This window comes from Streptomyces sp. NBC_01410 (assembly GCF_045040195.1).
Classification (GTDB): domain Bacteria; phylum Actinomycetota; class Actinomycetes; order Streptomycetales; family Streptomycetaceae; genus Streptomyces.
Window position 1 is genome coordinate 273,842 of sequence record NZ_CP109530.1, and the last position, 26,606, is coordinate 300,447.

Here is a 26,606-nt window from a genome sequence, read left to right on the forward strand (position 1 = left end):
TCGGCAGGGGCAGGTCAGGAGGCGAAGAGGCGGACGCTCCAGGCGGCGTGTTGCTCGCCGGTGATGTCCAGCAGCGGTGAGGACGCGGCGGGCAGCGCGCCGACGCCTTCGGTGGCGAGGTGATCGGCCGCGGCGGCTGCGGTTCGGGCGATCTCGTCGAGTTCACCGGCGAGCCGCGCCAGGAGGGCGGTCGCGTCGAACGGGTCGAGGCTCAGCAGTCGTACTGCTGCGGTCGCCGGCCCGCTGACGCTCTCATAGGCGGCGCACTGCGCGGCATCGAACGGCGTCAGGCCTGCGGCGCGGGCCGCAATGCCGAGGACGATCGGCTGGTGCGCTCCTTGCGGCAGGACGCGGGCGATCCGGTCGAGGTCGGGCGAGGGCCAGGTGGCGCGCGCCGCCCGCAGCATCTGCCGGCCGAGCCTGCGGGCGACCTGTCGCAGCGCCGGCGCGGGCGTGCGGGCGTCGGCGGCTTCGTCCAGCATCAGAAGGTCGTATCCGGTGGCGGCCGCGGCGGCGAGCCCTGCCGCGGTCAGCCCGGCGGTATGCAGGCGCCCCCGGCAGAACGCCTCCAGACTTGCCGTGTCGTACACGCCGTGAGAGGCGATGGCGGCCTCCACACCGCCGGAGTGGGCATGCCCGCCGGCGGGAAAGCGGCCATCGGCCAGAACGAGCAGGGCAGCACGGCTCATGGGGGCAGTGGCCCGCCTTTCACGGAGACAGGCGGCCCGGCCAGAAGGAGCGGCCAAGCCGATAACGGGGAAAGCGGGATCAGAACAGGAAGTACCGCTGGGCCATGGGCAGTTCGGTGGCGTAGTGCCGTCCGATCTGTTGCCCGTTCACCGTGGTGCGTACGTCGGACGTGGTGGCGCCGCCGATGGTGACGTCGAAGGTGTCCGGGTCGATGACGATCTCCGGCCGGCCGTCGTTGTGCACCATGTCGGCCTTGGTCACCTGGCGCGTGGACTTGATCGCGCGCAGCGGCTTGAGCAGGCCGATCCGGGACAGCTCGCCCTCGACGGCCAACTCCGGCACGAAGTTGAAGGAGTTGTTCTTTGGAGATTGGCCACTGAACCCCCACACCGGGCGCGGCAGGAACGGCTGCGGCGTCGGAATGGACGCGTTGGCGTCACCGACCTGCGCGTACGCGATCTGGCCGCCCTTGATGACCATGTGCGGCTTCACACCGAAGAACTTGGGTTCCCACAGCACCAGGTCCGCGAGCTTGCGCGTCTCCACGGAGCCGACCTCGTCGTCGATTCCGTGGGTGATGGCCGGGTTGATCGTGTACTTGGCGATGTAGCGCCGGGCCCGGAAGTTGTCCGCCTCGGAGGTGTCCTCGCTGAGGTGTCCGTAGCGGGACTTCATAACGTGCGCGGTCTGCCAGGTCCGCATGATCATCTCGCCGATGCGGCCCATAGCCTGCGCGTCGGAGGACATCATCGAGATGGCGCCCATGTCGTGCAGCAGGTCCTCGGCAGCCATGGTGGACGGCCGGATCCGGGAATCGGCGAACGCCATGTCCGCCTCGATCTCGGGATTGAGGTGGTGGCACACGATCATCATGTCGACGTGCTCCTTGACGGTGTTGACCGTCAAAGGCCGAGTCGGATTCGTCGACGCGGGCAGCACACTCGGCTCGCCCACCAGGCTGATCATGTCGGGTGCGTGACCGCCGCCGGCACCCTCGACGTGGAAGACGTGCAGGCTGCGGTACTTCCCCTTGCCGTCCTTGGTCGCGGCGAGGGTGTGCTGCACGAACCCGGACTCGTTCAGCGAGTCGGCGTGCAGGGCGACCTGAACGCCCGTCTCGTCGCACACCCTCAGAGCCGCGTCGATCACCGCAGGCGTGGCACCCCAGTCCTCGTGGATCTTGAAACCGAGGGCGCCGGCGCCGACCTGGTCGCGCAGCGCCTTCTCCGAGACCGTGCTGCCCTTGGCGAGCAGACCGATGTTGACCGGGCAGGAGTCCAGCGCCTCGAACATCCGCTGGATGTGCCACTTGCCGGGTGTCACGGTGGTGGCGGTACTGCCCTCGGCGGGCCCGGTGCCGCCGCCGATCAGCGTGGTCACACCCGACGCGAGTGCTTCGTGAATCTGCTCGGGGCACAAGAAGTGCACGTGGGTGTCGACGCCGCCCGCGGTCAGGATCCGCCCGTTGCCGGAGATCACCTCCGTCTCGGGCCCGACGACGAAGTCCGATGCACGTTCGTGGTTGTTGGGCCTTGGTGACATCGTCTCCGGGTTGTACGCCTTGCCGATCGCCTGGATCCGGCCGTCGCGCAGACCGACGTCGGCCTTCACCACGCCCCAGTGGTCCAGGATCAGCGCACCAGTGATCACCGTGTCCACCGGCGTCCGGGTATCGTCGCGCGGAACGTGCGACTGGCCCATCGACTCGCGGATCACCTTGCCGCCGCCGAAGACCATCTCATCGCCGCTGCGACCGGGCCCGCCACTCCAGTCCTCGTCGATCCTGATGACGAGGTTGGTGTCGGCGAGCCGGACCCGGTCGCCGGTTGTCGGGCCGTAAAGCTCGGCGTACGTGGACCGCTTCAGAGGGCTCGCATATTCAGTCGCGCCGCGCATCGAGGTGCACATCCTTTTCGCTCTTCCCGGCCTGAAGTCCCCTGACGATGCGGTCCCCCGCGATAGGCACCAGCTGCACCGTGCGCTCGTCACCCGGCTCGAATCGCTCCGAGGTCCCGGACGGAATGTGCAGCCGCATGCCGTGTGCCGCCTTCCGGTCGAAGCAGAGACCTTCGTTGACCTTGAGGAGACCTTCGTTGACCTCGGCGAAGTGATAGTGCGAGCCGATCTGGATCGGGCGGTCCGACGGGTTGCTCACGAGCAGTTCCACGGGCTGTTGGCCCTCGTTGAACTCCACCGCGGAATCCTCGTCGTCCGGACGAAGCTCCAGCTTGCCCGGATGGACATCCACGTCCTCGGCCGCCTCGTCGAACGGATCGTGAATGGTCACCAGCTTCGTCCCGTCCGGGAACGTCGCCTCGACCTGCACGTTGGCGATCATCTCCGCGACGCCTTCCATAACTTCGCTGCGCTTCAGCACACAGCGGCCGGACTCCATGACCGAGTCCACCGTCGCACCGTCCCGGGCCTCCTCATACACGTGCGCCGTCAACAGCGCCATGACCTCGGGATAGTTCAGCAGCAACCCCCGCTCACGGCGCCGCTGGGCAACGTCCGCCGCGACATGGACCAGCAGACGTTCCTGCTCATGCGGAGTCAGGTGCATACAGTCCCCCTTCCTACTCATCGCTTGACCTGGGCGGCGAAGACTCACGAGGGCAGCGTGATGCGTGCTGGCGCCGGATGCCGCAGGTTGATCATCGACGGCAGGACAAACGAGACAGGGGAGAAACACCCCACCAAAGGAGTGAAATAGGGATATAGGCGGCGCCAGAAGACACGCCTCTGATGTCCTCGATCCCCTCTCACTTGGTGCAGGATCCCGTTCATCACCTGCCTGGGATCCCGCCATCGGCCACGACGCCCGTTACTTTCGCAGAAACGGCTTCTGAATGGCGCCTGACGCCTGCATGACAACGTTTCGCCAGCGCGTGACGGCGGAGCGTGTGTGGGTTCGCGAGATCGATGACGATGAGGGCCGACGGCTGAACTCCGGGAGAGCTTCGGTGAGTTCATCGACCGCATGAACGCCCAATTCGCATAACACCCCGACGTGCGCCCTGGAGCCAGCAGCTCCAGGGCGCTTGGGCACCCGTTGGCGTGAGGCGGCCGGCCCAGGACGCGGTCGTGCCCAGGCTCCCCAGGTGCACCCCCGGTCCGGCAGCTACCCGTGGCGTCCCAGACTCTTTTCGAGCTGGACGCCGTTGGCGAGCCGACAACTGCTCAACTGGCCTGCATTGTTGTCGCGGTTCGTTGTCGAGATCGGCTCAGGCGGTAGCCGTCTCGGTTGGAGATGTGTTCGGCAACGGCGTCCCGCCGATCTGGAGGTGTACGCCGTCGGGCGAGCCGGCGGTGTAGGTCGGCTTCAGGGTGAACCTGATCGAAGAGACGGGCTCCCGCCCGCGAAGGCGAACGCTGCCGTTGGAGTCACTGGGCCCAAGGCTCCCGTCGGGATTGGGGACAGGATCCGCAAACTGGCCCTTGACCTTGTTGCCGTCGACCTCAAAGTGATCGTCGCCGCTGAGCCGTTCGACGCGCGTACCCGACGGAAGCTCCAGGAACTCCAGCTCGGAGGCGAGCGATCCCAGGTGGAAGACGGGATTCTTCACCGGTGGACGGAAACTGACTTCGAGCGCACTGCCTTCAAAGAGACCGACCATTTCGATCATGTCCGAGGCGGGCAGCGGCGGGGTGAAGTACGCCAACCCGAATTCCGTCCAGTCCTCCTGCAGGTAAGCGGCACCCAGGGGCCCGGCGAGCGTCACCGAAGTGCGGCGGTCCAGGGTTCCCTCGGCCGTGGTGCGCTCGTCGTTGCGGGACGTCCAGTCGACGAACACAGGCTGCTCTACCGTCCCGCCGATCTGGAGGTGTACGCCGTCGGGCGAGCCGCCGCTGTAGGTCGGCTTCAGGGTGAACCTGATCGAAGAGACGGGCTCCCGCCCGCGAAGGCGAACGCTGCCGTTGGAGTCACTGGGCCCAAGGCTCCCGTCGGGATTGGGGACAGGATCCGCAAACTGGCCCTTGACCTTGTTGCCGTCGACCTCAAAGTGATCGTCGCCGCTGAGCCGGTCGAGGCGTGTACCCGACGGAAGCTCCAGGAACTCCAGCTCGGAGGCGAGCGATCCCAGGTGGAAGACGGGATTCTTCACCGGTGGACGGAAACTGACTTCGAGCGCACTGCCTTCAAAGAGACCGACCATTTCGATCATGTCCGAGGCGGGCAGCGGCGGGGTGAAGTACGCCAACCCGAATTCCGTCCAGTCCTCCTGCAGGTAAGCGGCACCCAGGGGCCCGGCGAGCGTCACCGAAGCACCGCCCAGGGTTCCAGTCGCCTCGGTCCGTTCATCGTTGCGGGACGTCCAGTCGACGAACACAGGCTGAAGTGTTGCCATTTGCCTTGACCGCCTCACACCGGGGACCGGATCGGCCACCTTCATGGCGGCTGAATGAGGGATTCCGCCCCAGGTTGCATCCACCGTGTCGCGGACCCGACATGACGGGGCAGAGCGCGAATCGGGGGCGCTCGAAGCACCGGTAGCCCGATCCCAAGAAGCGTGAAGGACGGCCGTGACCGGTGGTGCCGGCGTGGCGTTCGGCTCAGGGCAGTCTCTATTGGCCTTCGGGCGCGGAGACGGGCGAGGATTGATTCCATTGCTGTGGGCAGCGTCGTCCGCGGCTGCTCGCTCCGCCCGGAGATCGCGGTGGACTCGCTCGCACGTCGGGCACCGCCCGCCTTCCGCTGGCTGGTAGCCGTCCTCGCCCACCGTGTCAGGCGTGACGTCCGTACCGCAGGACCGGCACTCCCACGACTCCTGCCAGCGCTCCAACTCGTCCCGGACCGCCAGATCCTCGATGACGCGGGCGGCTTCGCGTTCCTGGCGGTGCTGTTCGTCGCGGGCGAGGTAGTCGTCGCGGGTGTTGGTGAGGGCGTCGGTGAGGGTCCGCCAGGCTGGCCCGGTTGGCTGCCCTGCTCGGACAAAGAAGCCTCCCGCTGCCGTGGCCCCGAGCCCGCGCGCCCTTGGAGCGCGTGTCTGTTATTGATCAGGCGGGTTGGGATGTCGTCGTGCGGGCTTGGTAGTTGCGGATCTCGCGCAGGGACAGGCCGACGGCTGCGATGTTCAAGGGGAAGGCGATCATGTTCGCCACTTCCGGATTGTCGACGGCGCGCTGGAGGCTCGCGGCGGTCGCGATCAGGAGGAGAGCGAGGGGCAAGTATCTGCGCCATGGGGGGATGTCACGTATGCGGGTGACCTTGAGCGTGTACCTGAAGGCGGTGAGAAACAGGACCAGGAGCAGGAGCAAGAGCAGGGCGATGATCGGCATGCTGGGCACTCTCGGCGGTGATGGTTGGGGACGCTTCGGCGGGGCCTTGTGCCGGTCGTGTGTGTGGCGTGGGTTACGGCTCGATCAGGCCTGAGCGGATCGCGTAGCGGGTGAGTTCCAGGCGGTCACGCATACCCAACTTCTGGAGCAGGTTGGCGCGGTGGCGTTCGACGGTCTTGGTGCTGATGACGAGGAGGTCGCCGATTTCCTTCGAGGTGTGACCTTCGGCAACCAGCTTGAGGATCTCTTCCTCGCGGTTGGTGATAGCCCTGGCGGGGAGGGGATCGCCCTGCTGGGCCAGGTCGAGGTATTTGCGGATGAGGGTGGTTTCTGCGCCGGGGTAGATGAACGGCTCGTCGCGTATGGCTGCCCTGCATGCTTCGACGAGGTCGCGGTCGGCAACGGATTTCAGTACGTAGCCGCTGGCCCCGACCTTGAGAGCTTCGAAGAAATACTGCTCGTTGTCGTACATCGTCAGGATCAGGATCCGCAGGTCCGGCTGGAGGCGGGACAGTTCGCGGGCGGCCTGCAGTCCGGTCTGGCGGGGCATAGCGATGTCGAGAATGGCCAGGTCTATCTGCTCGGTGCGGGCCTGGACGATGGCCTCGGCGCCGTTGTCGGCCTCGGCGACGACGGTGAGGTCGGGTTCGTTGTCGAGGATGAGCCGGACACCACGGCGTACGAGTGCGTGGTCGTCGGCGAGCAGGATGCGGGTCTTCGCGGGCGTGGTCATGAGTGGGCCCCCTTCGCCTCGGGCACGTCCAGAAGCACATCAGTGCCACCGGACGGCCCGGGACGGATGGTCAGTTCGGCTCCGATGAGCAGGGCCCGTTCACGCATTCCGCGGATTCCAGCACCCTCCGGAGCCTGACCAATGCCCTGACCGTTGTCACGGATCAGCAGCCCGATACCGCCTGCGGGCCCGCAGCTCAGGTGAACCTCCACCGCACGAGCGCCGGCGTGGCGGGCGACGTTGGTCAGCCCTTCCTGCGCCACCCGGTACAGGACCAGTTCAGCCTCTTCGCTCTGTGGCGGGAGGCCAGGACTGATGTAGGCACGGGCGGACAGGCCGCGTGTGGTGAATTCGGCAGCCAAAGACCTCAGCGCGCTGTGCAGCCCAAGCTCTTCCAGAACGCCGGGGCGAAGCCTGCGGGCGATGCGGCGGATCTCGTCCAAGCTTGCGCGAGTGGCTTCCTGCACCTGGCCGAGTTCGTCCCGCAAGGCGGCCGGCGCCTGGTCAGCGGAGTGCTTCAGCTGGAGCAGGACAGCCGTAAGGGTCTGCCCGATCTCGTCGTGGAGCTCCTGCGCGATGCGGTGCCGTTCGGCTTCCTGTGCTGAGAGCACCCGGGCGCTGCTGGCGGCGCGCTCGGCTTCGAGGCGGTCGAGCATCTTGTTGAACGTTTTGGTCAGTTCGGCCATCTCGCCCGGTCCGCTCACTGCGAGTCGACTGCCGGGGCGAAGGAGGTCAGCGGTGATCATCGCCCGGCTCAGCCGCTGCAGCGGCGCGAGCCCGATCCGCAGCAGGACGGCGTTGGCGACCAGCATCGCAATCAGACCGGCGCCCAGCACCAGGGCCTCGCCCGGCAGCACGGGCGTGGAGACCGTGACGGGACCGAGTAGCAACAGGACGGCGACGACTAGCACGGCGGCGTTGAGCAGGAGGATCCGCCAGTACAGCGACATGGTCCTGCCTTCCTCGGTGGGCTTCACTCCCACTATCGCCGCCCTGGCATCGTGCTGGCCGCATCCACCCTGTGACCTGCGGCGGGACCTATGTCCCCGTCCAAGCCTGACCGGAGCCTGAGGGTGCTGTCCATCCGTGGTGACACCCATATCCCTGCCGTATATCCAGATGGCAGCATGGCGGCTCTGGGGCCGGTGATCGCACCCATCTGCACCGCCCAGTGGGACGTGAAACGTGTACGACGAGAAGGAGGGACGGGTCGTGCCCACTCCGCGGATGAGAACGACACCACTGCCCGGCATCGGTGTCCAATACGACCTCACAACGCGTGAGCACCGCCATCTGTCGGTGATCGCGCACCGCGATGGGTCACGGACGGTCAACGTCTACCGGGCCGACGACCCGGACGCGTGCGCGCAGTCCCTGCATCTGACGGGAGCGGAGACGGCGTCACTGATCGACGCGCTGATGCCCGCCCACCACAGCCCGAACGTGCTGCACACCACCGATCTGGGGCTGGTCGCCGAACGGATCGAGCTGTCCGGGCACTCGTACTGGAACGGGCGGGTCCTTGGAGAGACGCGGATGCGGACCGAGACCGGGGCGTCGATCGTCGCCGTACTGCGCCGGGCCCAGGCAATTCCCTCTCCTGCGCCAGACTTCCGCCTCGCCGGCGGGGACATTCTGATCGTCATCGGCACCCGCGAAGGTGTCGACGCGGCCGCGGCGATACTCGGACGGGAGTGACCGGGTGCACTCCGCTGTCTTCCTGATCGAGTTCGGTGCGATCATCCTTGGCCTCGGCCTGCTCGGCAGGCTCGCGGGCCGGCTCCACTTCTCACCGATACCGCTGTATCTGCTGGCGGGCCTCGCCTTCGGCGAAGGCGGTCTGCTGCCCCTGGGAGCAAGCGAGGAGTTCGTCGCGATCGGTGCCGAGATCGGCGTCATCCTCCTGCTTCTGATGCTGGGCCTGGAGTACACCGCCAGCGACCTTGTCTCCAACCTCAAGACCCAGTACCCGGCCGGACTGGTCGACTTCACCCTCAATGCACTGCCAGGAGCGGCGGCGGCGCTGCTGCTTGGCTGGGGCCCGGTGGCCGCCGTGGTCCTGGCCGGGGTCACCTGGATCTCATCCTCCGGTGTCATCGCCAAGGTCCTCGGAGACCTCGGCCGGCTCGGAAACCGCGAGACGCCTGTGATCCTCAGCATCCTGGTCCTCGAGGACCTGGCGATGGCCGTCTATCTGCCGATCATCACCGCCCTGGTGGCCGGAATGAGCCTCGCCGCGGGCAGTGTGACGCTGGCGATCGCTCTCGCCGTGGCAGGAGCCGTGCTCTTCGTCGCGGTCCGCTACGGCCGGGTGATCTCCCGCTTCGTCTCCAGCGACGACCCCGAGAAACTGCTGCTCGTCGTCCTCGGCCTGACACTGCTGGTCGCCGGCATCGCCCAGCAACTCCAAGTCTCCGCAGCAGTTGGCGCCTTCCTCGTCGGCATCGCCCTGTCAGGGGAGGTCGCCGAAGGCACCCACACACTGCTCAGCCCGCTACGAGATCTGTTCGCGGCGGTCTTCTTCGTATTCTTCGGTCTGCACACCGACCCGGCCAGCATCCCGCCGGTTCTGCTGCCCGCCCTGGCCCTGGCAGTGGTCACCGCACTTACCAAGATCGCGACCGGCTACTGGGCCGCCAACCGGGCCGGGGTCGGCATCAAGGGACGATGGCGCGCCGGCGGCACCCTGGTGGCACGGGGCGAATTCTCCATCGTCATCGCCGGCCTCGCCGTCAGCGCCGGCATCCAACCGGCGATGGGCCCGTTCGCCACCGCATACGTCCTGATCATGGTCGTGATCGGCCCCCTCACGGCCCGCTACACCGAGCCGATCGCCGCGTACGTCACCCGCCGCCGCACACCCGCGGCCCCTCAGCAGCAGGCCGGGGCCGCAGTTCCCGCCCCCGCGTCGCGGGAGTCCGTGGGGACCGCGGACGATCAAGGCACAGCCGGTCACGTATGAGCGACGGTGCCTGGGCGGCGCTCTTCAGCAGGGATCTTGTCCTGCTGCTGGCTGTTCTGGCCGTCTACCTCGGTGGTGTCATTGGCCTGGCCAGGAACCTTCCCGCGATGCTGCTTCGCTCGAAGGCGTGGAAAGCCGACGTCGAACGGCATCCCGCCTCCAGTGCACTCACGCTCACTGTGCTGATTGCCCTGTGGCCGGTGAGCGTGATGTACCTGACCTGGCGGGTGGCTTCCGGGGCGTGGCCCCAGGGGCGCTGAAACTCATCCGCCCCGGGCAAGGGCAGCACGCGACAGCCCCTCTCACAGACGACTGTTGGGCGCGGTTTCGGGATGTCCGTGTTCGCCGAGCCAACGGGCGAGTTTGCCGCGGCGTCCGATGGCTCTCAGGCGTTGCTCGGTGGGCATGCGGGAGGCAGGGGTTGTGACGAGGAGAAGCTCGTCTCCCGCCCTGAGCACGGTGTCGGGGCGCGGTACAAGGGTGGTGCCGTCGCGCACGATGAGGGTAATCACGGCTGGTGGCGGCAGCCGCAGTTCGAAGACCGCGACGCCGTGGAGGCGTGAGCCGGGCGGGATGGCGACGGTCAGCAGATCGGCGTCCAGAATATCCAGGGGCGCGCTCTCGACCTGGATCTCGCGCAGCGCGCCCGGCCGGGTCAGCCCGAGCCGGCGGGCAACGGCAGGAAGGGTCGGGCCCTGGACCAGGGTGAAGATGACGACCAGGACGAAGACGATGTTCAGCAGATGCCGGGCTCCGTCGACCGCGGCCACGATCGGGAACGTGGCCAGCACGATGGGCACCGCGCCACGCAGTCCGGCCCAGGAGATGAACGCCTGCTCACGCCATGGCGTACGGAAGGGCAACAGGCAGGCCGCGACGGAGACCGGCCGCGCGAGGAGGAGCAGAACCAGCCCGACCGCGAGGGCGGGCAGGACCGCAGAGGGCAGCTCGCTCGGGTCGACGAGCAGGCCGAGCATGACGAACAGGCCGATCTGGGCGAGCCATCCGGTGCCCTCGGCGAAGGAGCGGGTCGCGGCCCGGTGCGGGAGGTTCGAGTTGCCCAGGACCAGCCCGGACAGGTAGGCGGCGATGATGCCGCTGGCGTTTACGGCGCCGGCCGCGGCGAACGCGATGATCCCGAAACCGACGGTGGCGAGCGGGTAGAGGCCGGTGGCGGGCAGTGCGATGTGCCGCAGCGCGGCGACCCCCACCCGGCCGATCAGAAGACCGAGCACCCCGCCGACCACGAGCTGGTAGAGCACATTCCCGGTGATGGACACGGGACTTGGCAGGTCAGCGGCGGCGGTGGAGAAGACCAGTACCAGGATGATGGTCGGGGCGTCGTTGAATCCCGACTCGGCCTCCAGCAATCCGGTGACCTTCTGCGGCAATGGCAAGGCGCGCAGTACTGCGAAGACTGCCGCTGCATCGGTGGAGGAGACGATCGCGCCGAGCAGCAGCGCCAAGTGCCAGTCCATGCCGAGCAGCAGATGGGCTCCGGCAGCCGTTACGGCGACCGAGACGGCCACTCCCGCGGTCGCCAGCACTCCCGCTGGGGCCAGCAGCCGCCGGACATCGGCCCATTGAGTGGTCAGTCCGCCCTCGACGAGGATGACGGCAAGGCCCGCGGTGCCGAGGGACTGGGCGAGCTGGGCGTCGTCGAACTCCAGGCCGATCACGTCCTCGCCGAGGATGACACCGACGGTGAGGAACAGCAGAAGGCTGGGCAGGCCGATGCGGTGGGCGGCGCGGGCGGCGGCGATGCTGGCCATCAGCACGGCGCCGCCGATCAGCAGGACCAGATACAGCTGCTGAAGAGTCATGGCAGGAGTCCTCGCTCTCGCCTGGGCAGGATCAGGGCTTCGGCGGCTGAGCCCGGCGCCGGCGGCGGGCGGGGTCGAAAAGGCTCACGGCGGCTCCGGCCATGACGAGGCCGGCCGCCAGCAGCAGCCCCTGTGCCAGGACGGCGCCCACCACCAGCACTGCGATGGCAAGGGTCAGCGTCAGCCAGGCACGTCCCCGCCGGTACTCACGTGGCCGGCGGGGGCGGCCCGAGCCCAGTGCCCGGGCGAAGCGGGGATCGTCATGCCAGAGCCTGGCTTCCAGGTCCGCGATCTTCTCGTCGTCCGAATGCGACATCTCTCCTCCTCGCCCCCCCGGGGCGGCCCGTCCTGTCTCTCGCGTGCGGTGCGCAGGTTGGCACGGCTCTTGCTTCCCTGGGGCATCAGGCCAGGGCGAAGTAGCGCAGCCACACGTACAGGCCCGAGATGGCGATCGTGACGGCGGTGACGACGAGGCCGTAGCGGCTGAACTGCCAGAAGGAGATGTGGTACCCGCTGCGGTCGGCGATGCCCACGACGACGACATTGGCCGAGGAGGCGATGATCGTGGCGTTGCCGCCGAGGTCCGCGCCGAGCGCGAACGCCCACCAGAGCACCCCGGCTTCCTTGAGCCCGCCGGAGGATTCGACGATCTCGGACACGATCGGGCTGACCGAAGCGACGAAGGGGATGTTGTCGATGACGGCCGAGGGCACCACCGAGCCGAAGAGCAGGGCCATCGAGGCGCCGAACACCTGGCCCTCGGTGGCCCGGGCCGCTGCCTCACCCAGGTCGGTGATGATCCCGGTCTGCACCATCGCACCGACCATGACGAACAGCCCCGTGAAGAACGCCAGCGTCTCCCACTCCACATCGGCGACCACCTCCCTGGCGTTCAGCCGGGAGACGGCCAGGAGAACGAGGCCGCCGGAGATGGCGACAACCGAGGGCTCCAGGTGCAGGGTGGTGTGCAGGACGAAGCAGACCATCACGATCGTGATGACCACGCCGCTGACGGCCAGGAGCCGGGTGTCCGTGATGGCGTCCCGTTCACGCATCTCCATGATCTGCTTCGCGCGCTTGGGGTCGTAGCGGAACGCGGAGCGGAACAGCCACCGGCTCATCACGGCGAAGACCAGGACCAGCAGCGTCGCGATCGGTGCCATGTGCAGCAGGAAGTCGTTGAAGGACAATCCGGCCCGTGAGCCGATCATGATGTTGGGCGGGTCGCCGATCAGTGTGGCGGCACCGCCGATGTTGCAGGCCATCACCTCAGCGATCAGGTACGGAACGACAGGAACGCCGAGCCGCCGGCACACCACGATGGTGACGGGGGCGATCAACAGCACCGTCGTGACGTTGTCCAGCCAGGCGGAGAGGAACGCCGTAGCCAGGATGAGCAGCACCATCAGCCGGTAGGGCCGACCCCGGGCCCGCTTCACCGCCCAGATCGCCACGAACTCGAACAACCCGGTCCGCTTGAGCACCGCGACGACCAGCATCATCCCCAGCAGCAGGAAGATGACGTTCCAGTCGATGCCGGTCACGTCCGAGAAGAACGCGTGCTCGGGGCTCGTCGCCCCGAGCACCAGCATCACCACCGCGCCCCCGAGCGCCGCGGTGACCCGATGCACCCGCTCGGTCGCGATCAGCACGTAGACGGTGGCGAACACAGCGACCGTCAGCCACGCCGTGACACTCACGGCGCACTCGCCCCACAGTTACAGACCGGATGAACGAGTGAGCGGTATGGATGCAGATACGTGCGGGGCCCTGGAGTAGTCATCGGCGCGGACTCCGTTCGTGCCGTGGCCGTGAACACACAGCACCAGCCCGCCGCGACACTCCTCAATACAGCAGCCGGATGGAGCCGTAGGGGTGTTCCTCAACCCCACCATCACCCGCAGCACCAAGCGCGGACCATCGGGTCCAACACCCATCTTTAGCCAGGACGTGACGCTGCCGCCGGACAGCAATCTCCAGAGGTTACGGAGACGTCTGCACGCCGGAATGTGCACGGCATTGCTCGGATTCGAAAGTCCCACCTTCGAGTTCCTTCGGTACTCCTCGCCCAGATGCATGGAGCGGATTGCCCCTGTCGCTGGGCATCTCCGGTGCCAACATGTACGACAGCCTCGGCCTGAAACCACTGGTGCGTGGGATCCCGCCCGTCCGCTCCCGACGCGGCCCGCGTCGTCGGCGTCCGGCCAAGCTCCATGCGGACAAGGGCTACGACTACGACCACCTGCGCAGATGGCTCCGCTGCCGCCGACTCACTTCATAGACAACAGCGACTAGGATCTACCGCGACATCACGTGTCGATCACCGGCTGGGTGAGGCATGGAGGTGTCAGGAGATGCCCTCGGAGGCATTCCTTGACAGTTGAGTTGAACCACACGATCGTCCACGCCCGGGACAACAGGGAGTCCGCAGAGTGCTTCGCGGACCTGCTGGGCCTTGAAATCACCGCCGAGTGGGGCCCGTTCATCGCGGTCGAACTGAGCAACGGCGTCACGCTGGACTTCGCCACGATCCCCGCGGACAAGATCACTCCCCAGCACTACGCCTTCTTGATCTCAGAAGAGGAGTTCGACGCGGCGTACGCGCAGATCACACAGCGCGGCATCGAGCACTACGCCGACCCGCGCCAGCAACAGCCCGGCACGATCAACCACAACGACGGCGGCCGCGGCGTGTACTTCATGGACCCGGTGGGCCACGCCATGGAACTCATCACCGTGCCGTACGGCGGCTGGACCTCGTAAGCACATGTGCCGAGGGCCGCACCCCAGCGCGGGGCGCGGCCCTCAACCGCTGCTTGTGCCCGAAGTGCTCGCGGCCGTGCCCTGCGACTACCTGCCCGCCGCCCGGCGGGGAGCATGCCCCCCGTGGTTGGCACCGAACGCTGACAGAGGACCCATAAGCCATCACCGGCGCCAAGTGACACGGTGTCTAAGGGGCCCACCACCGGCCGATGTGGTGCAGCAGGACTTGGCCTTCGTAGCGGGGACTCACGGGCTCTGCCTCCTGTCCCTTCCATCGGCTGGGGCCGTTGCTCGCGGCTGACACATGGCTGGCGAACTCCGATCCGTTTCGGCCGCACGCCATACGGCGGCGGGAGCAGGGGGGACAGACGGACGTATCCGCGCCGAGTTCGCCTACGGCAGCGACCCGCTCTACTCCGGCTGACCACCCGCAGCGGCTCTGGTGTCGTCGTCCCGGCGATGGGCTTGCTGGGCCGCATCCCGTCCGGTCGGTAGTTCCGCTGCCTCATGCTGCGTGTGCTCGGCCGCCAGTTGAGCTTCGGCAACGGCGTCACCGCGTTCGCGTACCAGGTCTTCACAGATCGGCAGGTGATCGTTTTGAGTGGAGGTGCGTGTCACAGTCGGCCCTTCGGCTGCCGTCACGTCCCTGCAGGGTCCTCGGCGAGGAAGGCGCTGGCGGCAGCGGTGTGTGGCGATCGATAAAGGCCGGTCCGCTGTCAGGCTCGGTTGAGCCGGGCAGCGATCCCATGGCCGATCAGCAAATACATGACAGCCGGGAGACCATAATTGAGGACAACTCGTAGACCCTCTGTGTCCATCGTGAAAATGTCCTGCGACCACCAGGCCAGCCAGTCCGCCGTTCCCCGCACGAACTCGACGAACACATTCGCTTGGTTCGCATCGAGCAGGAACAACAGGATCCACAGGCCAAGCAGACCTGCCGCGATGTCGGCGATCGTGCAGACGGTGAGAGCCGTGCGCCGTGCGGCGGCCTGGTTGCGCGCGGAGCGGTCCGGGCCCGAGGGCTGGTTGTGCGTCTGATATCCGGGAACCGGGTCGATGTTGCTCACAGGAAATCCGATCGACGTAGTGCCATGTCGGCGCGGTCGCTCCAGGTGTCGAAATTCAGCCCGAGTCGTCGCCCCGCTTATGCCTGCTTCTGCGTTCCGCATGCGCTTCCGTGTTACACCGCCGTCCGCGATGACCCAAATATGGCTGCCTATTCAGGCACTTACCCAAATATTCGCGCGCCAGGACACTTTTCCGGATGAAATGGAGGAGGTTGCTCGAGCTGCCATCACGGCCCCCGGCCCGGTATGTGCGCGATTCGCGACCAAGCCATGATGGCGACAAGTGCGTGCCTTCATAAGGGTGTCGGTCTCGCGACCATCTCCGTCCACCCGTGACACTTCTGACGTGCGGCGCGCTGTTGGGAGTGACCCTGGGCGGGGTCATGGCGCCCATCCCCGGGGGATGTATGCGCATCGTGATGATCGGGGCGGGTGTGCAGGAGCTGCAGCCAACAAGCGTCTGAACGCCGCTGGTCCGCTGATCTCTGATCTCGCAGGTGGTCGAGGCCCTGGCCCGACCGCAGCCACCGCCGCACCCAGCTCAATTGCCCCCAGAACACATCCGGCAGACTCGCCTGCCCCGCCCGCGCAGCCTCAAGCTCCGCCTCGGGCAGGCCGCAGGCCAGCGCCGCCTGTACGGCGCCGCGGGCGTCAGCCAGCCGACCGAAGTACCGCTGCCACCAGCGGCCCCGCTGACTTGCCTCCGCGCCCGCCCTGTTGCACCACCGCCGCCGCGGCCAGGTCGCCGCGCCACGCGGTGAACCAGCCGTTGGGCTTCTTCTGGCCGTCGACCTCGGCCGAGCCCGTCTTGCCTCCGATGTCCGGGCCCAGGCCCGCCATGGCCTCGGCGGCGGAGCCTGACGTCGCGGTGTAGCTCAGCAGTTCGTGCAGCTGCGTCTGCGCGGACGCGTCCAGCTTGCGCTGGGCCGTCGCGAGCGACCGGTCGTCGACGTCGGGCGAGACCAGATACGGCTGCCGGAAGATGCCGGTCTTGGCCGTCGAGATGATGGACGCGACATTGAGCGGGTTCATCCGTACCCCGCCCTGCCCGATGAGCGATGACGCCATCTGTGCGTTGCTCTGCACCGGCACCGCGCCGTCGAAGCTCGACACCCCTGTCGACCAGTCGTTCAGGCCCAGCCCGAAGACCTGCTGGGCCTGCTTGGTCAGATCGTCGTCGTCGAGCTTCCCCGCCTGCGTGATGAAGGCGGTGTTGCAGGACGCCGCGAAGCTCGAACGGAACGTACCGTTCTTGATCTCGAAGTTCTCCACGTTCTGGAACTTCCAGCCGCCGTACGACGCGTACTTGGGGCACGGATGCTGCTTGTCGATCGACGTGAGGTCCTTCTCCAGCAGCATCGACGCAGTCACGATCTTCATCGTGGAACCGGGCGCCAGGGACCCCTGGAGCGCCGTGTTGTAGCCATGGCCCGAATTGGCCGCGGCGAGGATCTCGCCCGTCGACGGCTTCATGACGACGACGGATGCCCGCTCGCGTTCGCCCACTTCGCGCTCGGCGACCGTCTGGGCGGTCGCGCTGAGCGTGGTCCGCAGCGTTCCGGGTATGCCCTTGGACAGCGTCAGCAGCGTCTTGCTGGGGGGCTGGTCCAGGCTCTCCTCCGCGCGATGCTCACTCTTTTTCGCGCTGTCCCCGCGGACCACCCGCAGTTCGATTCCTGCCTTACCCCCGGCCTTTCTGCCGTACTTTTCCCGCAGGTTGTCCAGGACGGTGCCGAGCGAGGGGTATTTCGCCGTGGTGAGCTCCGCGCCGTTCCGGTCCACTGCCTTGACCGGCGGGTCCCCGGCCCCGTCTGTGACCAGCGTGTCATTCTCTTTGAGGTCCGGGTGCACGACGGACGGCTGCCAGTGGACGAGCGGTTTGCCGTCCTCGGCCCGGACGACTGTGAGCTCGGAGCCGTAGGTGAGGGGCTTGCTCTTTCCCTTGTACGAGACCGTGGCCGAGACCCTGAACGTCACCTTCGGCCCGGACGCCTTGCCGCGGGTCAGCGTCACCTCGTCGATGTGCGCGTCCTTGCGGTACCCGGACAGCGCGGCCCGTGCCGCCGCTGTCCGGTCCGTGAACGCCGAGGCCTTCGCGGCGTCGCCCCGCTGCCAGGCGGTGAGGAACCCGTCGGCCGTGGCCTGGACCTCCGCGGCCTTCACCGGGCCTGCTGTGAGGGTCTTCGCAGGGCGATTGGATGTGCTGTCCTCGCCCGCCGCGTCGCCGCTGTACATGCTGTACCCGGCGAACCCCGCACCGCCCACGACCACCGCGACCACCCCGCCGATCACGGCGGGGTTCGTTCTGCTGCGCGCGGCGCGCCTTCTCTTGCCCACAAGTCCTCCGCTGTCCCCCGCTCCCCAGGCTCCTCACCGGAGGCCCCACCCTAGGGGCGGCGCGGCCAGGGTCAACCCCTCAGCCCCCGCCCGCAGCACGGCCACCAGGTCGGCTTCGCGCCAGCAGGCCGCACCATCATCTGCCCCGTCGGCGCGGAGGGTGTGACGTTAACAGCGCTCCCCGCGCAGTTATGAAAAGAGCCCGACTGCGCAAGGTCGGGTGTGGTGCCCGTTCCCCCCGTGCGGGCATCCATGCAAGGGGCAGGCCGGGCGTCCCCCCGTCGTCTGCCTGCCCCTTGCTCTTCTGCGTGGTGTGGCAGGAGTGCGGGGCCGGCTATGCCGCCGGAAGCTCCCATGTCACATTGGCTGGCTGCGCCTGTCGGCGTCGCCGCGGTCGGAGGGCGAGTGTGGGTGTGCTGGTTGCGGAGCGGTACCGGCTGGACGAGCCTCTGGGGCGCGGTGCCATGGGCGAGGTCTGGCGCGCCACCGACCAAGCGCTGGGCCGGCCGGTGGCGGTGAAGCTGCTCCGCGCGGACGATGGCGACGCGGCGGCCGAGCGGCTCCGGATGGAGGCGCAGACTGCGGCCCGCCTCAACCACCCCCACGTGGTCAGCATGTACGACTCCGGCTGCCACGACGGCCGGTTCTACCTGGTGATGGAGCTGGTCGATGGCTGGAGCCTGGCCCAGGAACTGGCCGTGCACGGGCTCCTGGATCCCCAGGAGGCCGGAGCGATCGGCGCTCAGATGGCGGCAGGCTTGTCCGCGGCGCACCTTCAAGGCGTGATCCACCGCGACATCAAGCCCGGCAACATCATGCTCACCACCGACCGCATCGTGAAGATCACCGACTTCGGGATCGCGCGCTTCGCCGACGACGCGTCCCACACCTTCACCGCCACCGGCAAGATCCTGGGCACCGGCTCCTACCTGGCACCCGAACGCGCCGTGGGAAGCCCCGCCGTGCCCGCCTCGGACGTCTACGCACTGGGCTGCGTGCTGTACGAACTACTCACCGGCCGCCCCCCTTTCCGCGGTGAGAACACACCGGCCGTCGTCCAGCAGCACGTCCATGCCGCCCCCGTCCCGCCCGACCATCTGCGCCCCGAGATACCGCGATCACTGGCTGACCACCTCCTGCTCCTGCTGGCCAAGGACCCGGCGCAACGCCCGACCGCCGAGCAGGCAGCGGGCTGGCTCGCCGTGGAAGCGCACTCGGACCAGGCGCCGCCGACCAGCACGGCGCCCCAGGCCTTCCCTCCCATCCCCCCAGCCCCTGCGCGACCGCTTCGACCCTCGCGTTCCCGGCCCACCGGGACGCCGTCCAAAGCCGTGATCGGTGTCGCCGGAGCGGTCGCGTTCGCCGTGGCAGCGGTCATTGGTGCTTCTGTGAATTCCGGCGACGCCGTTCCCACCTCTCCTTCGCCGGGCAGCACGGTGCCCTCCACCTCTACGCCCCCCAGTGAGGCTCGCCTCCCGGGCGCCCCGTCGGCCACGCCTTCTCCCGACCTGTCGTCATCCTCCTTCGATGACGGCAAGGACGAAGAAGAGAAGGAAGAGCCTCCGAAGAAGGGCGGAGGGAAGGGCGGGAAGGACTGAGGGGGGCAGACGGACGCGCTTACTGAGTTTCGCCGCGCAATGTCGCGGAGTGATGCGAACTGAACTGCGTAAACGGGCTTTCAGCGGGTGGCATCACACAGAGATCATTAGTGAGCGGAGCCCGCCGCCTCCGCGCGCAGCCGCAGCCGGCGGGTGGTGCGGCGATAAGAGGTTGCGTGGTGAGCCGTGTCCGAAAGGCGGGCAGCGTGGGGCGAGGCTGCGCCGTACCTCCCGTCGGGCCGCTTTTGTAGGGGATAGGCCTCGTTGCCGGGTTCTCGCAGCCACGCTCCGGCGATCATGCTTGTTCCCGCGCCTGTCGTCACGAGCAGGTCAGGCTGTATGTATGCCGTCATGGAATTCACGTGGCTGCCGTCCGGCAGCGGCCCACTTCTCGCGCTGGGCTGGTTGCTGCTCGTTGGTCTGGCGATGGCGGTATGGGGCCGTTGGATGGCGCGGAGAGCCGCCGCGGGGCACGAGGTCCGGATCTGGTGCAGGCTGCATGGCTTCGCGCCGCCCTACCCCCGGCGCTTCGTCCGCGGACGCGTGCGGCTGCTGCCCCAGGCGGGCGTCGTGGAATTCCGGCCGTACGGGCGCGCGGCCCTGCGGCTGGCGTGCGGCGGCACCGTGCAGCAGGTGAGCAAGGTGAAGTGGGGCGGCAGCGGCGGCATGTGGGGGCATCGGGAGGTCGACTATCTACCTGTGCCAGAGGGCGGTGCCGTCCGGATCTGGGTGCCCACGCCGCACTCACGGACCCTGCTGGCGATGATCACCACGGCTCCGGCAGTGCAGGAGAGCGCTCCACATGCTCCAGCTCGGGCAGGGTCGCCACTCTGGCGTTTCCTGGGCGGCGAGCCCGTCGCCCTCCTCCTGGTGGGTGCTGCCCTGCTGCTGCCAGTCGCTTTCGTCTACGGTTTGGGCCGCCCGGCCACCGCCCACGTCGCAACGACCGGACACGGTGCCGCAGACACCTGCCTGATTACCTGGACGGACCCCTGGGACGGCGGTCGGCACGAGACCAGCCGCTACTGCGGCAACCGGCAGCCCGGCGACCCGATCGGCGTCATCGCCCTGGACCGCCCCCTACGCGGCTCGGCAACCGGGACTGTCTTGCCAGCCGCCTTGTGGAGCTTCTTCTCCGCGCCGTTCCTGCTGCTGGGCATCATCCTCGCCCTCGTGTACGGCATCGGCGACGCGCGAAGCTGGCCAGCCCGCACAACGCCGCCGGCGACGCTGCAAGCTGCAGGCCCACCGACTGGTGGATGAGTTCTGGCCCTGGGCGGCAAACTCCGACCAGGGCCAAATCAGGATTGAGTAGACGTTCGGCCTCATGTGCGGTCGGGCGACCGGCCAGGTAGAGCTGGACGCGGCGCCGCAGGCTGCCCGACCAGCAACGGGCAGCTAATGCTCTCTGAGTGATGCCACCTGCTGAAAGCCTCTTTGCGCAGCTCGGTTCGCACCACCCCGCGACATTGAGCGGCGAAACTCAGTAGCACGGCCCCACCCTCGGACCCCTGACCCAATTCGCCAACGGTTCAGCTACGCCGTGCCCTGGCGGTGCTGCCACGGCCCAAGGCCGCCGACAACCGGCTCGCCCTGGCGGTGGACCTGAAGCACGATCGGGTCTCCGGGCTGCTGGTGCGCCGTGATCAGCAGTTACCGGTAAACCTTCCAGGCGACGCGCCTGTTGACCGGGTGGTCGATTTTGCCGGTCTGCCGGGGCTGGCTGCCCGCCCATCAGGGGTTCAGCTCCGCCCAGCTGGTGGATCCGACTGCGTGGGTGATCGTGCCGCACCGCACCGCCATGGCGGCAACGATGATCATGCCGCGGCCGTGTTCTTCAAATTGGTCGGTTTTCGGCGGTGGATTGGGGCGCGGACCGCCGTCGGTGACTTCGATCCGCAGGACATGGTGCTGGATGCAGCGCAGTCGCAGAGCGGCCGGCGGCAGGGCATGGAGTACTGCGTTGGTGACGAGTTCGGAGATGATGAGCAGGGCATCGTCACGTGTTGTGGGCGATACGTTTTTGAGGTCCGAAAGAAATTCCTTCGCGAGGCACCGTATCCGGCCGACGTCTCTGGCATCGGCGCTCGCGAGTGCGAGGTACCGGTCACGCTCATCGTCTGCCACGGGCCTATTCCTGCGGTGCCTGTTCGGCGCGAGCAGTTCGACCGACCCAGCCGATTCAGGGGGTGCTTGAGTAGTCATCACAACCTCGGGTTTCCGCGGATGCGGCGAGCGGTCGTCGCGGCCGCTGAGCAAACTGGTAATTACCAGATATGACCAGTTTGCGACACCCGGAGTGAGGTTGTCAATTTCGATATCGAAAAAGATGCGCCGAAATTTCTGCGGATTTAGTGGCTAAATGGGGCTATCGGTGCTGATCCAGTCGCCTTGGCGCAGCCTCGTCCCGAGGCGGTTTTGAGGCTGGACTTCCGCGACAGGGTTGCGGTCACACCTGATAGGAACACGCTGCGTTTCGGTACTACACAGGGTTACCGTGGCCGCTGATTCCTGGCTCTAAAAGCCCGAGAGTGCCACTCCCGTACCTCCGTCAGTGGGTCACCGTCCAGTTCCCAGGGCCAGGAGGTGGCGACCGCCGCGGTGGCCTCGAAGACCGGCCAGGCGTCTCTTAGGCGTGCAGCTTTCGTCAGCACGTATGTGAGGAGGTTCAGGTCGGCGAGCGCTGCTGCGTGCCTGAGGAAGCCGGGCTGGGTCCAGGTCGCGAAGGCGTTGTCGACCAGGGCGCGTTCGTGGGGCTGGTCCCAGTGGCGGCGTGCGGTCAGCCCCGTGATTCCTCCGGCTGACAGAGCCCTCCGGTACCGGTTGAGGCTGGCAACGAGGCTTATGGCCGCTATGGGGGAACCCAAGGGCTCGCAGGCAGCGACCGAGTCGGTGAACTGGACGGTCAGGACGTTGGAACCGCATTCCTCCGGGGAGACGTAGTGCAGCATCTGCCAGTGAGCCTCCCGGTTCCACGGATCACGCGTCTTCACGGCCGTCCAAATGGGGTGTACCTGAGCCCAGGGTGCCCGCAGCAGACGGTAGTAGCTCAGCAGCCCGACCCATGGGGCAGGGTCCGACGGCGCCAGCTCGGCGGCATCCCGGCACAGGGAGACCGTTGCGCCCAGATCGCTGCTTGCGCCGCCCGCCCGCGCTCGGGCGATGTCGGCAAAGGCCTGAAGAAGCATGGCGTCAGCACTGGCGGGACTCCAGGCGCGCCACTGGCCGGCCAGGACGTGCGCGTCGGGAAGAGTGCTGAACACGAGCAGGCGGTGCATCCGCCGGTCCCAGTCCTCTCCCGGATCCCGAAGTGCCTGCTCTATCGGATAGGTGAGGGCACCTCGGTCGTTGCACTCGGCCAAGTTGTTGCCCTGGGCCGCTATCTGCGCTTCCAGATGTGTCAGGGCGCGGACCAGCGGCCCGTCATCGAGCTCGGGCTTCAGCCGCCGGGGAGGTTGCTGATTTCGTCTTCGGGGCCACACGGTGACCTGCTCCTTTCATCCGAGGTCGACGTGCCGGTGGCGCAACGCCGTCGCTGCCAGAGAGCCCTGAGGCTTCTGTCGCCCGCAAGGCAGCTCCGAGGAGTCCCGCATCCACGCCCAGTGGCGAGATGTCGACGGACGGCGCGGCACGCCAGGCGAGTCCGCGCTGCAGGGCGCGTCGGACGGGGTTGGTGAGTGCTTCTCCGGCCGCGGTGATTCCGCCTGCCAGGACGATGCGCTGGTGGTCCAGCAGCACGGTCGAGGTGACGAGCGCCCTTCCGAGGGCGTCGGTTCCCTCGGCCCACAGTTGTGCGGCATCCGGGTCTGTTTTCAACCGTGCCGTGATGTCGGCTGCGTTGTCGGCGGTGCCTCCGGTGCGGCGGTAGCGGCGGACCAGGGCACTGGCCGACAGGTAGGCCTCCAGGCAGCCGTGCTGGCCGCAGGCGCAGTGCTCACCGTCCGCGTGGACGGGGATGTGGCCGAATTCGCCGGCGAAACCACTGGTCCCTCGTACGAGTTGGCCATTGCTGACGATCCCCGCGGCCACGCCCGTTCCGAGTACGACGACGAGCAGGTCCTGTACGCCGGTGCCGAGTCCGAGCCTCTGCTCAGCCAGACACGCTGCCCGGACATCATGCTCGAGTGTCACGGGGAGGCAGAGCCTGTCTGCCACAGCTGCAGCGAGTGGCGTGTCGCGCAATCCGAGATTCGAGGCGAACCGGACCACACCGGCGGCGTCGTCGATCAATCCCGGGGCGCACACGCCGACGGCTCGGGTGCCGAGACGGACGAGAGCAGTGGCGGTCCGCACGACGGCGGCGACAACCGCGTCGGGCCCCTCGGAGGAAGGGGTGGCCAGCCGCAGCGACTCCTCGGTCACCCCCTGCGCGTTGAACCGCGCGGCCTTGATGGTGGTGCCGCCGAGGTCAATGGCGACAACATTGGCCGGGCGGCTCATCAGTACCCCTGACCGGCGGGCTTGTGCTGGGCGATGTGCCGGTAGTAGGCCTGCTGTTCCAGTCGGCCTGCGGCGAGCTCGTCCACCACAACCGTGGCATGCGGATGCAACTGGAGAATGGAAGCGGGGCACATCGCGCTGACGGCGCCTTCGATGGCGGCAGCCACCGCGCGAGCCTTGTGCGGGCCGGTGGCGATCAGTACGAGATGGGATGCCGCGCCGATCGTGGCCAGCCCCTGGGTGATGACATGCCGGGGCACCTGCTCGATCCCGCCGAAGAAACGTGCGTTGTCGCGTCGGGTGTCGTCGGTGAGGGTTTTGAGCCGCGTGCAAGAGGCGAGGGACGAGCCCGGCTCGTTGAAGCCGATGTGGCCGTTGACGCCGATCCCGAGGATCTGCACGCCGACCGGTCCCGCCGCGGTGAGGACGCTGTCGAAACGGCGGGCCTCTTGCTGCGGGTCGGATGCGGTGCCCTGGGGGACGTGTACCCGGGCGGGGTCGAGGTCGACATGGTCGACCAGCTCGCGGCGAATCACCTGGGCATAGGACTGCGGATGGGAGGGCGGGAGCCCGACATACTCGTCGAGCAGGAAAGCATCGACGCCGGCGAAACTCAGGCCCTCCTGCCGGTGGCGGCGGACCAGGTCACGGTAGACGCCCAGGGGCGAGGCGCCCGTGGCCAGCCCCAGAGCCTTCGTACCTTCGACGATCGCCTGGTGGATGATGCCGGCGACGGTGCGGCCGGCGTCTTCGGCGTCGGGGCGGATCACCACCTCCATGTCACGCCACCTGCCGTTCGCTCGCTGCGGCGAGGGGCGTCACTGTTCCGCTGTGCGGTTGTGTGTGCTGTGTCCGGTTCCCTGGCGTAGAGCGCGCTCGCGGCCAGGTGCTTGCACCGCTGCATGGGGCGAGTCGGACGAGTGCGTCACGGACCGGGGTACCTTCGCGTCTGGAATCGTCGCCCGGTGCTTCGCCGGGGTCGGTGATGACCGGTGGCGTCATGCGGATTAGTGGTGCGCACACCAGCCCCGGGCTGACGCCGTAGCCGGACGTTGTGGAGTAGGCGCTCACGCGTCGAGCTCCTTGCTCAGCAGGTCTGCCAGCTCTTCCAGTACGGCCTCCGCCTGGTCTCCCTCTGCGGTCAGGGTGACCTGGTCGCCGTAGCCGGCGCCGAGCGTCATGACGCCCAGCAGGCTGCCGGCGGGGACCGGGGGCTTGCCGTCGACAGCGATGGTCACGGGGACTGGCGCCTGGGCGGCGGCCTGGACGAAGGTGGCGGCGGGCCGGGCGTGCAGTCCGCTGCGTGAGCCGATGGAGACGACGCGCTGCGCCATGGGCGGTTCCTTAGAGTTGAAGGTGTCTGGGAGGTTGCTGTCAGGCCGCGCGTTCGGGCAGGCGTTCCTGGGTGGTATCGGGGTTCTCCTCCTCACGGCCGGGGGTGCGCAGGTTCCAGCGGCGGATGACGAACCGGAACAGCGTGTAGTAGATGGCGGCGTAGGCCAGGCCTATGGGGATCAGCAGCAGGGGATGGGTGGCCTTGCCCCAGTTGAGGACGTAGTCGATGAGTCCGGAGGAGAAGGTGAACCCGTGGTGGATGCCGAGGGCGTTGACCAGGGCGAGGGAGGTGCCGGTCAGCACGGCGTGCACGAGGTAGAGGGGCCAGGCGACGAAGAGGAAGGCGAACTCGATCGGTTCGGTGATGCCGGTGAGGAAGCTGGTGAGTGCGGCGGAGAGCATGATGCCGCCGACGGCCTTGCGGTGCTCGGGGCGGGCTTCGCGCCAGATGGCCAGAGCTGCGGCCGGAAGAGCGAACATCATGATGGGGAAGAAGCCGGTCATGAAGATGCCGGCCTGCGGGTCGCCCGCGAAGAAGCGGTTCAGGTCGCCGTGGGCGCCGTTGTAGTCGCCGAGGATGAACCACACAACGGAGTTGAGGATGTGGTGCAGGCCGAGGGGGATCAGCAGCTTGTTCGCGGTGCCGTAGATGGCGCCGCCCACGATGCTGTTGTCGTCAACGGCTTCGCCGACTGAGGTCAGGCCGTCGTTGAACACCGGATAGATCAGGCTCATCAAAACGCCGACAACGAGAGCGGCCAGGGCCGTGAGGATGGGAACGAGCCGGCGTCCGCTGAAGAAGCCCAGATAGGGCGGGAGCGTGGTGCGGTAGAAGCGCTGCCACAGCATCGCCGCCAGCAGGCCGATGACGATGCCGCCCAGGACACCGAAGTTGACCACGGCCTGGGCCCCTGCCAGGTCCTTCTGGCCCTTGAGGACGATGGGCGACATAGCCGTGAAGACGCCCTCCAGGACGAGGTACCCCACCACGGCGGCCAGCGCGGTGGAACCGTCTGCCTTCTTCGCGAATCCGATGGCGATGCCGACAGCGAAGATCAGCGGCAGGTGGGTGAACAGCGCACCGCCGGCGGCGGAAATGACGTGTGCGGTGTCTTGGAGTGCGGGGAACCGGCCGAGGACGTCGTCCTGCCCCAGCCGCAGCAGGAGACCGGCGGCGGGGAGCGTGGCGATCGGCAGCATCAGGCTGCGGCCGAGTTTCTGCAGGCCCGCCAGGCCCGGGCGGCGGCCGGCGGAGGGGGATGTGCTGGGGCTCATGACGACCTCAAAGGTGTGCAGGAAGGGCGGGAGCGCAAGAGGAGCCGGGCGGGGCCCAGCCCCGGGCGACTGAAACGCACAGTGGACGTGACCGGTATCATCTGGTCATGACCAGTGCCGGTAGCATGGCCCTGCGGCCGGACGGGTGTCAATGCTTACGGCGGCCGAGATTGCAGAAAGCGATGGCACCACTGGCGAGGCTTGTGCAGCCCCGGCCCTGACCACGCCCCACCGCCGGCGGCTGAACGGTAAAGTAGACGTGTGATGCATACTGGTAATAACCAGTAGGGGAGGCTGACA

At 67.7% G+C, this 26,606-nt stretch carries 24 protein-coding genes and 1 pseudogene; 7 read left to right on the forward strand and 18 right to left on the reverse strand.

The window, feature by feature from the left end; all coding sequences use genetic code 11:
• Positions 1 to 14: 14 nt before the first annotated feature.
• From OG741_RS01285 to OG741_RS01315, 7 genes are all read right to left on the reverse strand, one after another.
• The gene (locus OG741_RS01285; RefSeq protein ID WP_405594203.1) at positions 15 to 689 is read right to left on the reverse strand and encodes an urease accessory protein UreF; all 675 of its coding nucleotides are present in this window, start codon (positions 687 to 689) and stop codon (positions 15 to 17) included.
• Positions 690 to 768: 79 nt separating this feature from the next.
• Positions 769 to 2,586, reverse strand: coding sequence for an urease subunit alpha (locus tag OG741_RS01290; protein WP_405594205.1), 1,818 nt, complete (start codon positions 2,584 to 2,586; stop codon positions 769 to 771).
• Positions 2,570 to 3,301: an urease subunit gamma gene (locus OG741_RS01295; RefSeq protein ID WP_405594207.1), complete on the reverse strand. Its 732-nt coding sequence runs from the start codon at positions 3,299 to 3,301 to the stop codon at positions 2,570 to 2,572. Before OG741_RS01295 ends, OG741_RS01290 begins: the two co-directional genes overlap by 17 nt.
• Before the next feature lie 613 nt (positions 3,302 to 3,914).
• Positions 3,915 to 5,021: a hypothetical protein gene (locus tag OG741_RS01300; protein ID WP_405594209.1), complete on the reverse strand. Its 1,107-nt coding sequence runs from the start codon at positions 5,019 to 5,021 to the stop codon at positions 3,915 to 3,917.
• 667 nt (positions 5,022 to 5,688) lie between these two features.
• Positions 5,689 to 5,970 carry a hypothetical protein gene (locus OG741_RS01305; RefSeq protein WP_405594211.1) on the reverse strand — a complete coding sequence of 94 codons (282 nt, stop codon included), beginning with the start codon at positions 5,968 to 5,970 and terminating at the stop codon, positions 5,689 to 5,691.
• Between the two features lie 73 nt (positions 5,971 to 6,043).
• Entirely contained in the window at positions 6,044 to 6,703 is a 660-nt protein-coding gene (locus OG741_RS01310) for a response regulator (protein ID WP_405594213.1), read from the reverse strand.
• Entirely contained in the window at positions 6,700 to 7,653 is a 954-nt protein-coding gene (locus OG741_RS01315) for a sensor histidine kinase (RefSeq protein WP_405605335.1), read from the reverse strand. The genes OG741_RS01310 and OG741_RS01315 overlap by 4 nt, the downstream gene beginning before the upstream one ends.
• 277 nt (positions 7,654 to 7,930) lie before the next feature.
• On the opposite strand from OG741_RS01315, the gene OG741_RS01320 reads away from it, so the two are divergent.
• Genes OG741_RS01320 through OG741_RS01330 form a run of 3 tightly spaced genes read left to right on the forward strand, consistent with a single transcriptional unit; the run spans position 7,931 to position 9,925 of the window.
• The gene (locus OG741_RS01320) at positions 7,931 to 8,401 is read left to right on the forward strand and encodes a cation:proton antiporter regulatory subunit (protein WP_405594215.1); all 471 of its coding nucleotides are present in this window, start codon (positions 7,931 to 7,933) and stop codon (positions 8,399 to 8,401) included.
• Between the two features lie 4 nt (positions 8,402 to 8,405).
• Positions 8,406 to 9,665, forward strand: a complete 1,260-nt coding sequence (locus OG741_RS01325) for a cation:proton antiporter (RefSeq protein ID WP_405594217.1) — start codon at positions 8,406 to 8,408, stop codon at positions 9,663 to 9,665.
• Positions 9,662 to 9,925: a hypothetical protein gene (locus tag OG741_RS01330; RefSeq protein ID WP_405594219.1), complete on the forward strand. Its 264-nt coding sequence runs from the start codon at positions 9,662 to 9,664 to the stop codon at positions 9,923 to 9,925. The genes OG741_RS01325 and OG741_RS01330 overlap by 4 nt, the downstream gene beginning before the upstream one ends.
• Before the next feature lie 42 nt (positions 9,926 to 9,967).
• Here OG741_RS01330 and OG741_RS01335 read toward each other — a convergent pair whose 3' ends face one another.
• The 3 genes from OG741_RS01335 to OG741_RS01345 form a co-directional block, all read right to left on the reverse strand.
• Positions 9,968 to 11,488, reverse strand: a complete 1,521-nt coding sequence (locus OG741_RS01335) for a potassium/proton antiporter (RefSeq protein ID WP_405594221.1) — start codon at positions 11,486 to 11,488, stop codon at positions 9,968 to 9,970.
• Between the two features lie 31 nt (positions 11,489 to 11,519).
• Positions 11,520 to 11,804 carry a DUF3040 domain-containing protein gene (locus OG741_RS01340; RefSeq protein ID WP_405594223.1) on the reverse strand — a complete coding sequence of 95 codons (285 nt, stop codon included), beginning with the start codon at positions 11,802 to 11,804 and terminating at the stop codon, positions 11,520 to 11,522.
• An 85-nt stretch (positions 11,805 to 11,889) separates the two neighbouring features.
• Positions 11,890 to 13,188, reverse strand: a complete 1,299-nt coding sequence (locus OG741_RS01345; RefSeq protein WP_405594225.1) for an SLC13 family permease — start codon at positions 13,186 to 13,188, stop codon at positions 11,890 to 11,892.
• Between the two features lie 383 nt (positions 13,189 to 13,571).
• Here OG741_RS01345 and OG741_RS01350 point away from each other — a divergent pair.
• Together OG741_RS01350 and OG741_RS01355 are read left to right on the forward strand one after the other, a co-directional pair.
• A pseudogene (locus tag OG741_RS01350) lies at positions 13,572 to 13,754 on the forward strand (IS5/IS1182 family transposase); the annotation flags it as partial.
• Positions 13,755 to 13,861: 107 nt separating this feature from the next.
• Positions 13,862 to 14,251: a VOC family protein gene (locus OG741_RS01355; RefSeq protein ID WP_405594228.1), complete on the forward strand. Its 390-nt coding sequence runs from the start codon at positions 13,862 to 13,864 to the stop codon at positions 14,249 to 14,251.
• Between the two features lie 716 nt (positions 14,252 to 14,967).
• Here the strand turns inward: OG741_RS01355 and OG741_RS01360 are convergent.
• Both OG741_RS01360 and OG741_RS01365 read right to left on the reverse strand, forming a co-directional pair.
• Positions 14,968 to 15,321, reverse strand: a complete 354-nt coding sequence (locus OG741_RS01360; protein WP_405594230.1) for a hypothetical protein — start codon at positions 15,319 to 15,321, stop codon at positions 14,968 to 14,970.
• 651 nt (positions 15,322 to 15,972) lie between these two features.
• Positions 15,973 to 17,658, reverse strand: coding sequence for a penicillin-binding transpeptidase domain-containing protein (locus tag OG741_RS01365; RefSeq protein ID WP_405594232.1), 1,686 nt, complete (start codon positions 17,656 to 17,658; stop codon positions 15,973 to 15,975).
• A gap of 407 nt (positions 17,659 to 18,065) precedes the next feature.
• Between OG741_RS01365 and OG741_RS01370 the strand changes: the two genes are divergently transcribed.
• Together OG741_RS01370 and OG741_RS01375 are read left to right on the forward strand one after the other, a co-directional pair.
• Positions 18,066 to 19,256 (forward strand): serine/threonine-protein kinase, encoded by a 1,191-nt coding sequence (locus tag OG741_RS01370; RefSeq protein ID WP_405594234.1) that lies wholly within the window; start codon positions 18,066 to 18,068, stop codon positions 19,254 to 19,256.
• Positions 19,257 to 19,607: 351 nt separating this feature from the next.
• Positions 19,608 to 20,519 carry a hypothetical protein gene (locus tag OG741_RS01375; RefSeq protein ID WP_405594236.1) on the forward strand — a complete coding sequence of 304 codons (912 nt, stop codon included), beginning with the start codon at positions 19,608 to 19,610 and terminating at the stop codon, positions 20,517 to 20,519.
• A 471-nt stretch (positions 20,520 to 20,990) separates the two neighbouring features.
• Here OG741_RS01375 and OG741_RS01380 read toward each other — a convergent pair whose 3' ends face one another.
• The 6 genes from OG741_RS01380 to OG741_RS01405 form a co-directional block, all read right to left on the reverse strand.
• Positions 20,991 to 21,383, reverse strand: a complete 393-nt coding sequence (locus OG741_RS01380; RefSeq protein WP_405594239.1) for an ATP-binding protein — start codon at positions 21,381 to 21,383, stop codon at positions 20,991 to 20,993.
• A 365-nt stretch (positions 21,384 to 21,748) separates the two neighbouring features.
• Positions 21,749 to 22,738 (reverse strand): hypothetical protein, encoded by a 990-nt coding sequence (locus OG741_RS01385; RefSeq protein ID WP_405594241.1) that lies wholly within the window; start codon positions 22,736 to 22,738, stop codon positions 21,749 to 21,751.
• Positions 22,680 to 23,696, reverse strand: a complete 1,017-nt coding sequence (locus OG741_RS01390; RefSeq protein WP_405594243.1) for an ROK family protein — start codon at positions 23,694 to 23,696, stop codon at positions 22,680 to 22,682. Before OG741_RS01390 ends, OG741_RS01385 begins: the two co-directional genes overlap by 59 nt.
• Entirely contained in the window at positions 23,696 to 24,475 is a 780-nt protein-coding gene (gene nagB, locus OG741_RS01395) for a glucosamine-6-phosphate deaminase (protein ID WP_405594245.1), read from the reverse strand. Before nagB ends, OG741_RS01390 begins: the two co-directional genes overlap by 1 nt.
• Positions 24,476 to 24,763: 288 nt before the next feature.
• Positions 24,764 to 25,030 carry an HPr family phosphocarrier protein gene (locus OG741_RS01400; RefSeq protein WP_405594247.1) on the reverse strand — a complete coding sequence of 89 codons (267 nt, stop codon included), beginning with the start codon at positions 25,028 to 25,030 and terminating at the stop codon, positions 24,764 to 24,766.
• 40 nt (positions 25,031 to 25,070) lie between these two features.
• A complete protein-coding gene (locus OG741_RS01405) occupies positions 25,071 to 26,306 on the reverse strand; it encodes a PTS transporter subunit EIIC (RefSeq protein WP_405594249.1) in 1,236 nt (411 codons plus the stop codon).
• Positions 26,307 to 26,606: the final 300 nt, after the last annotated feature.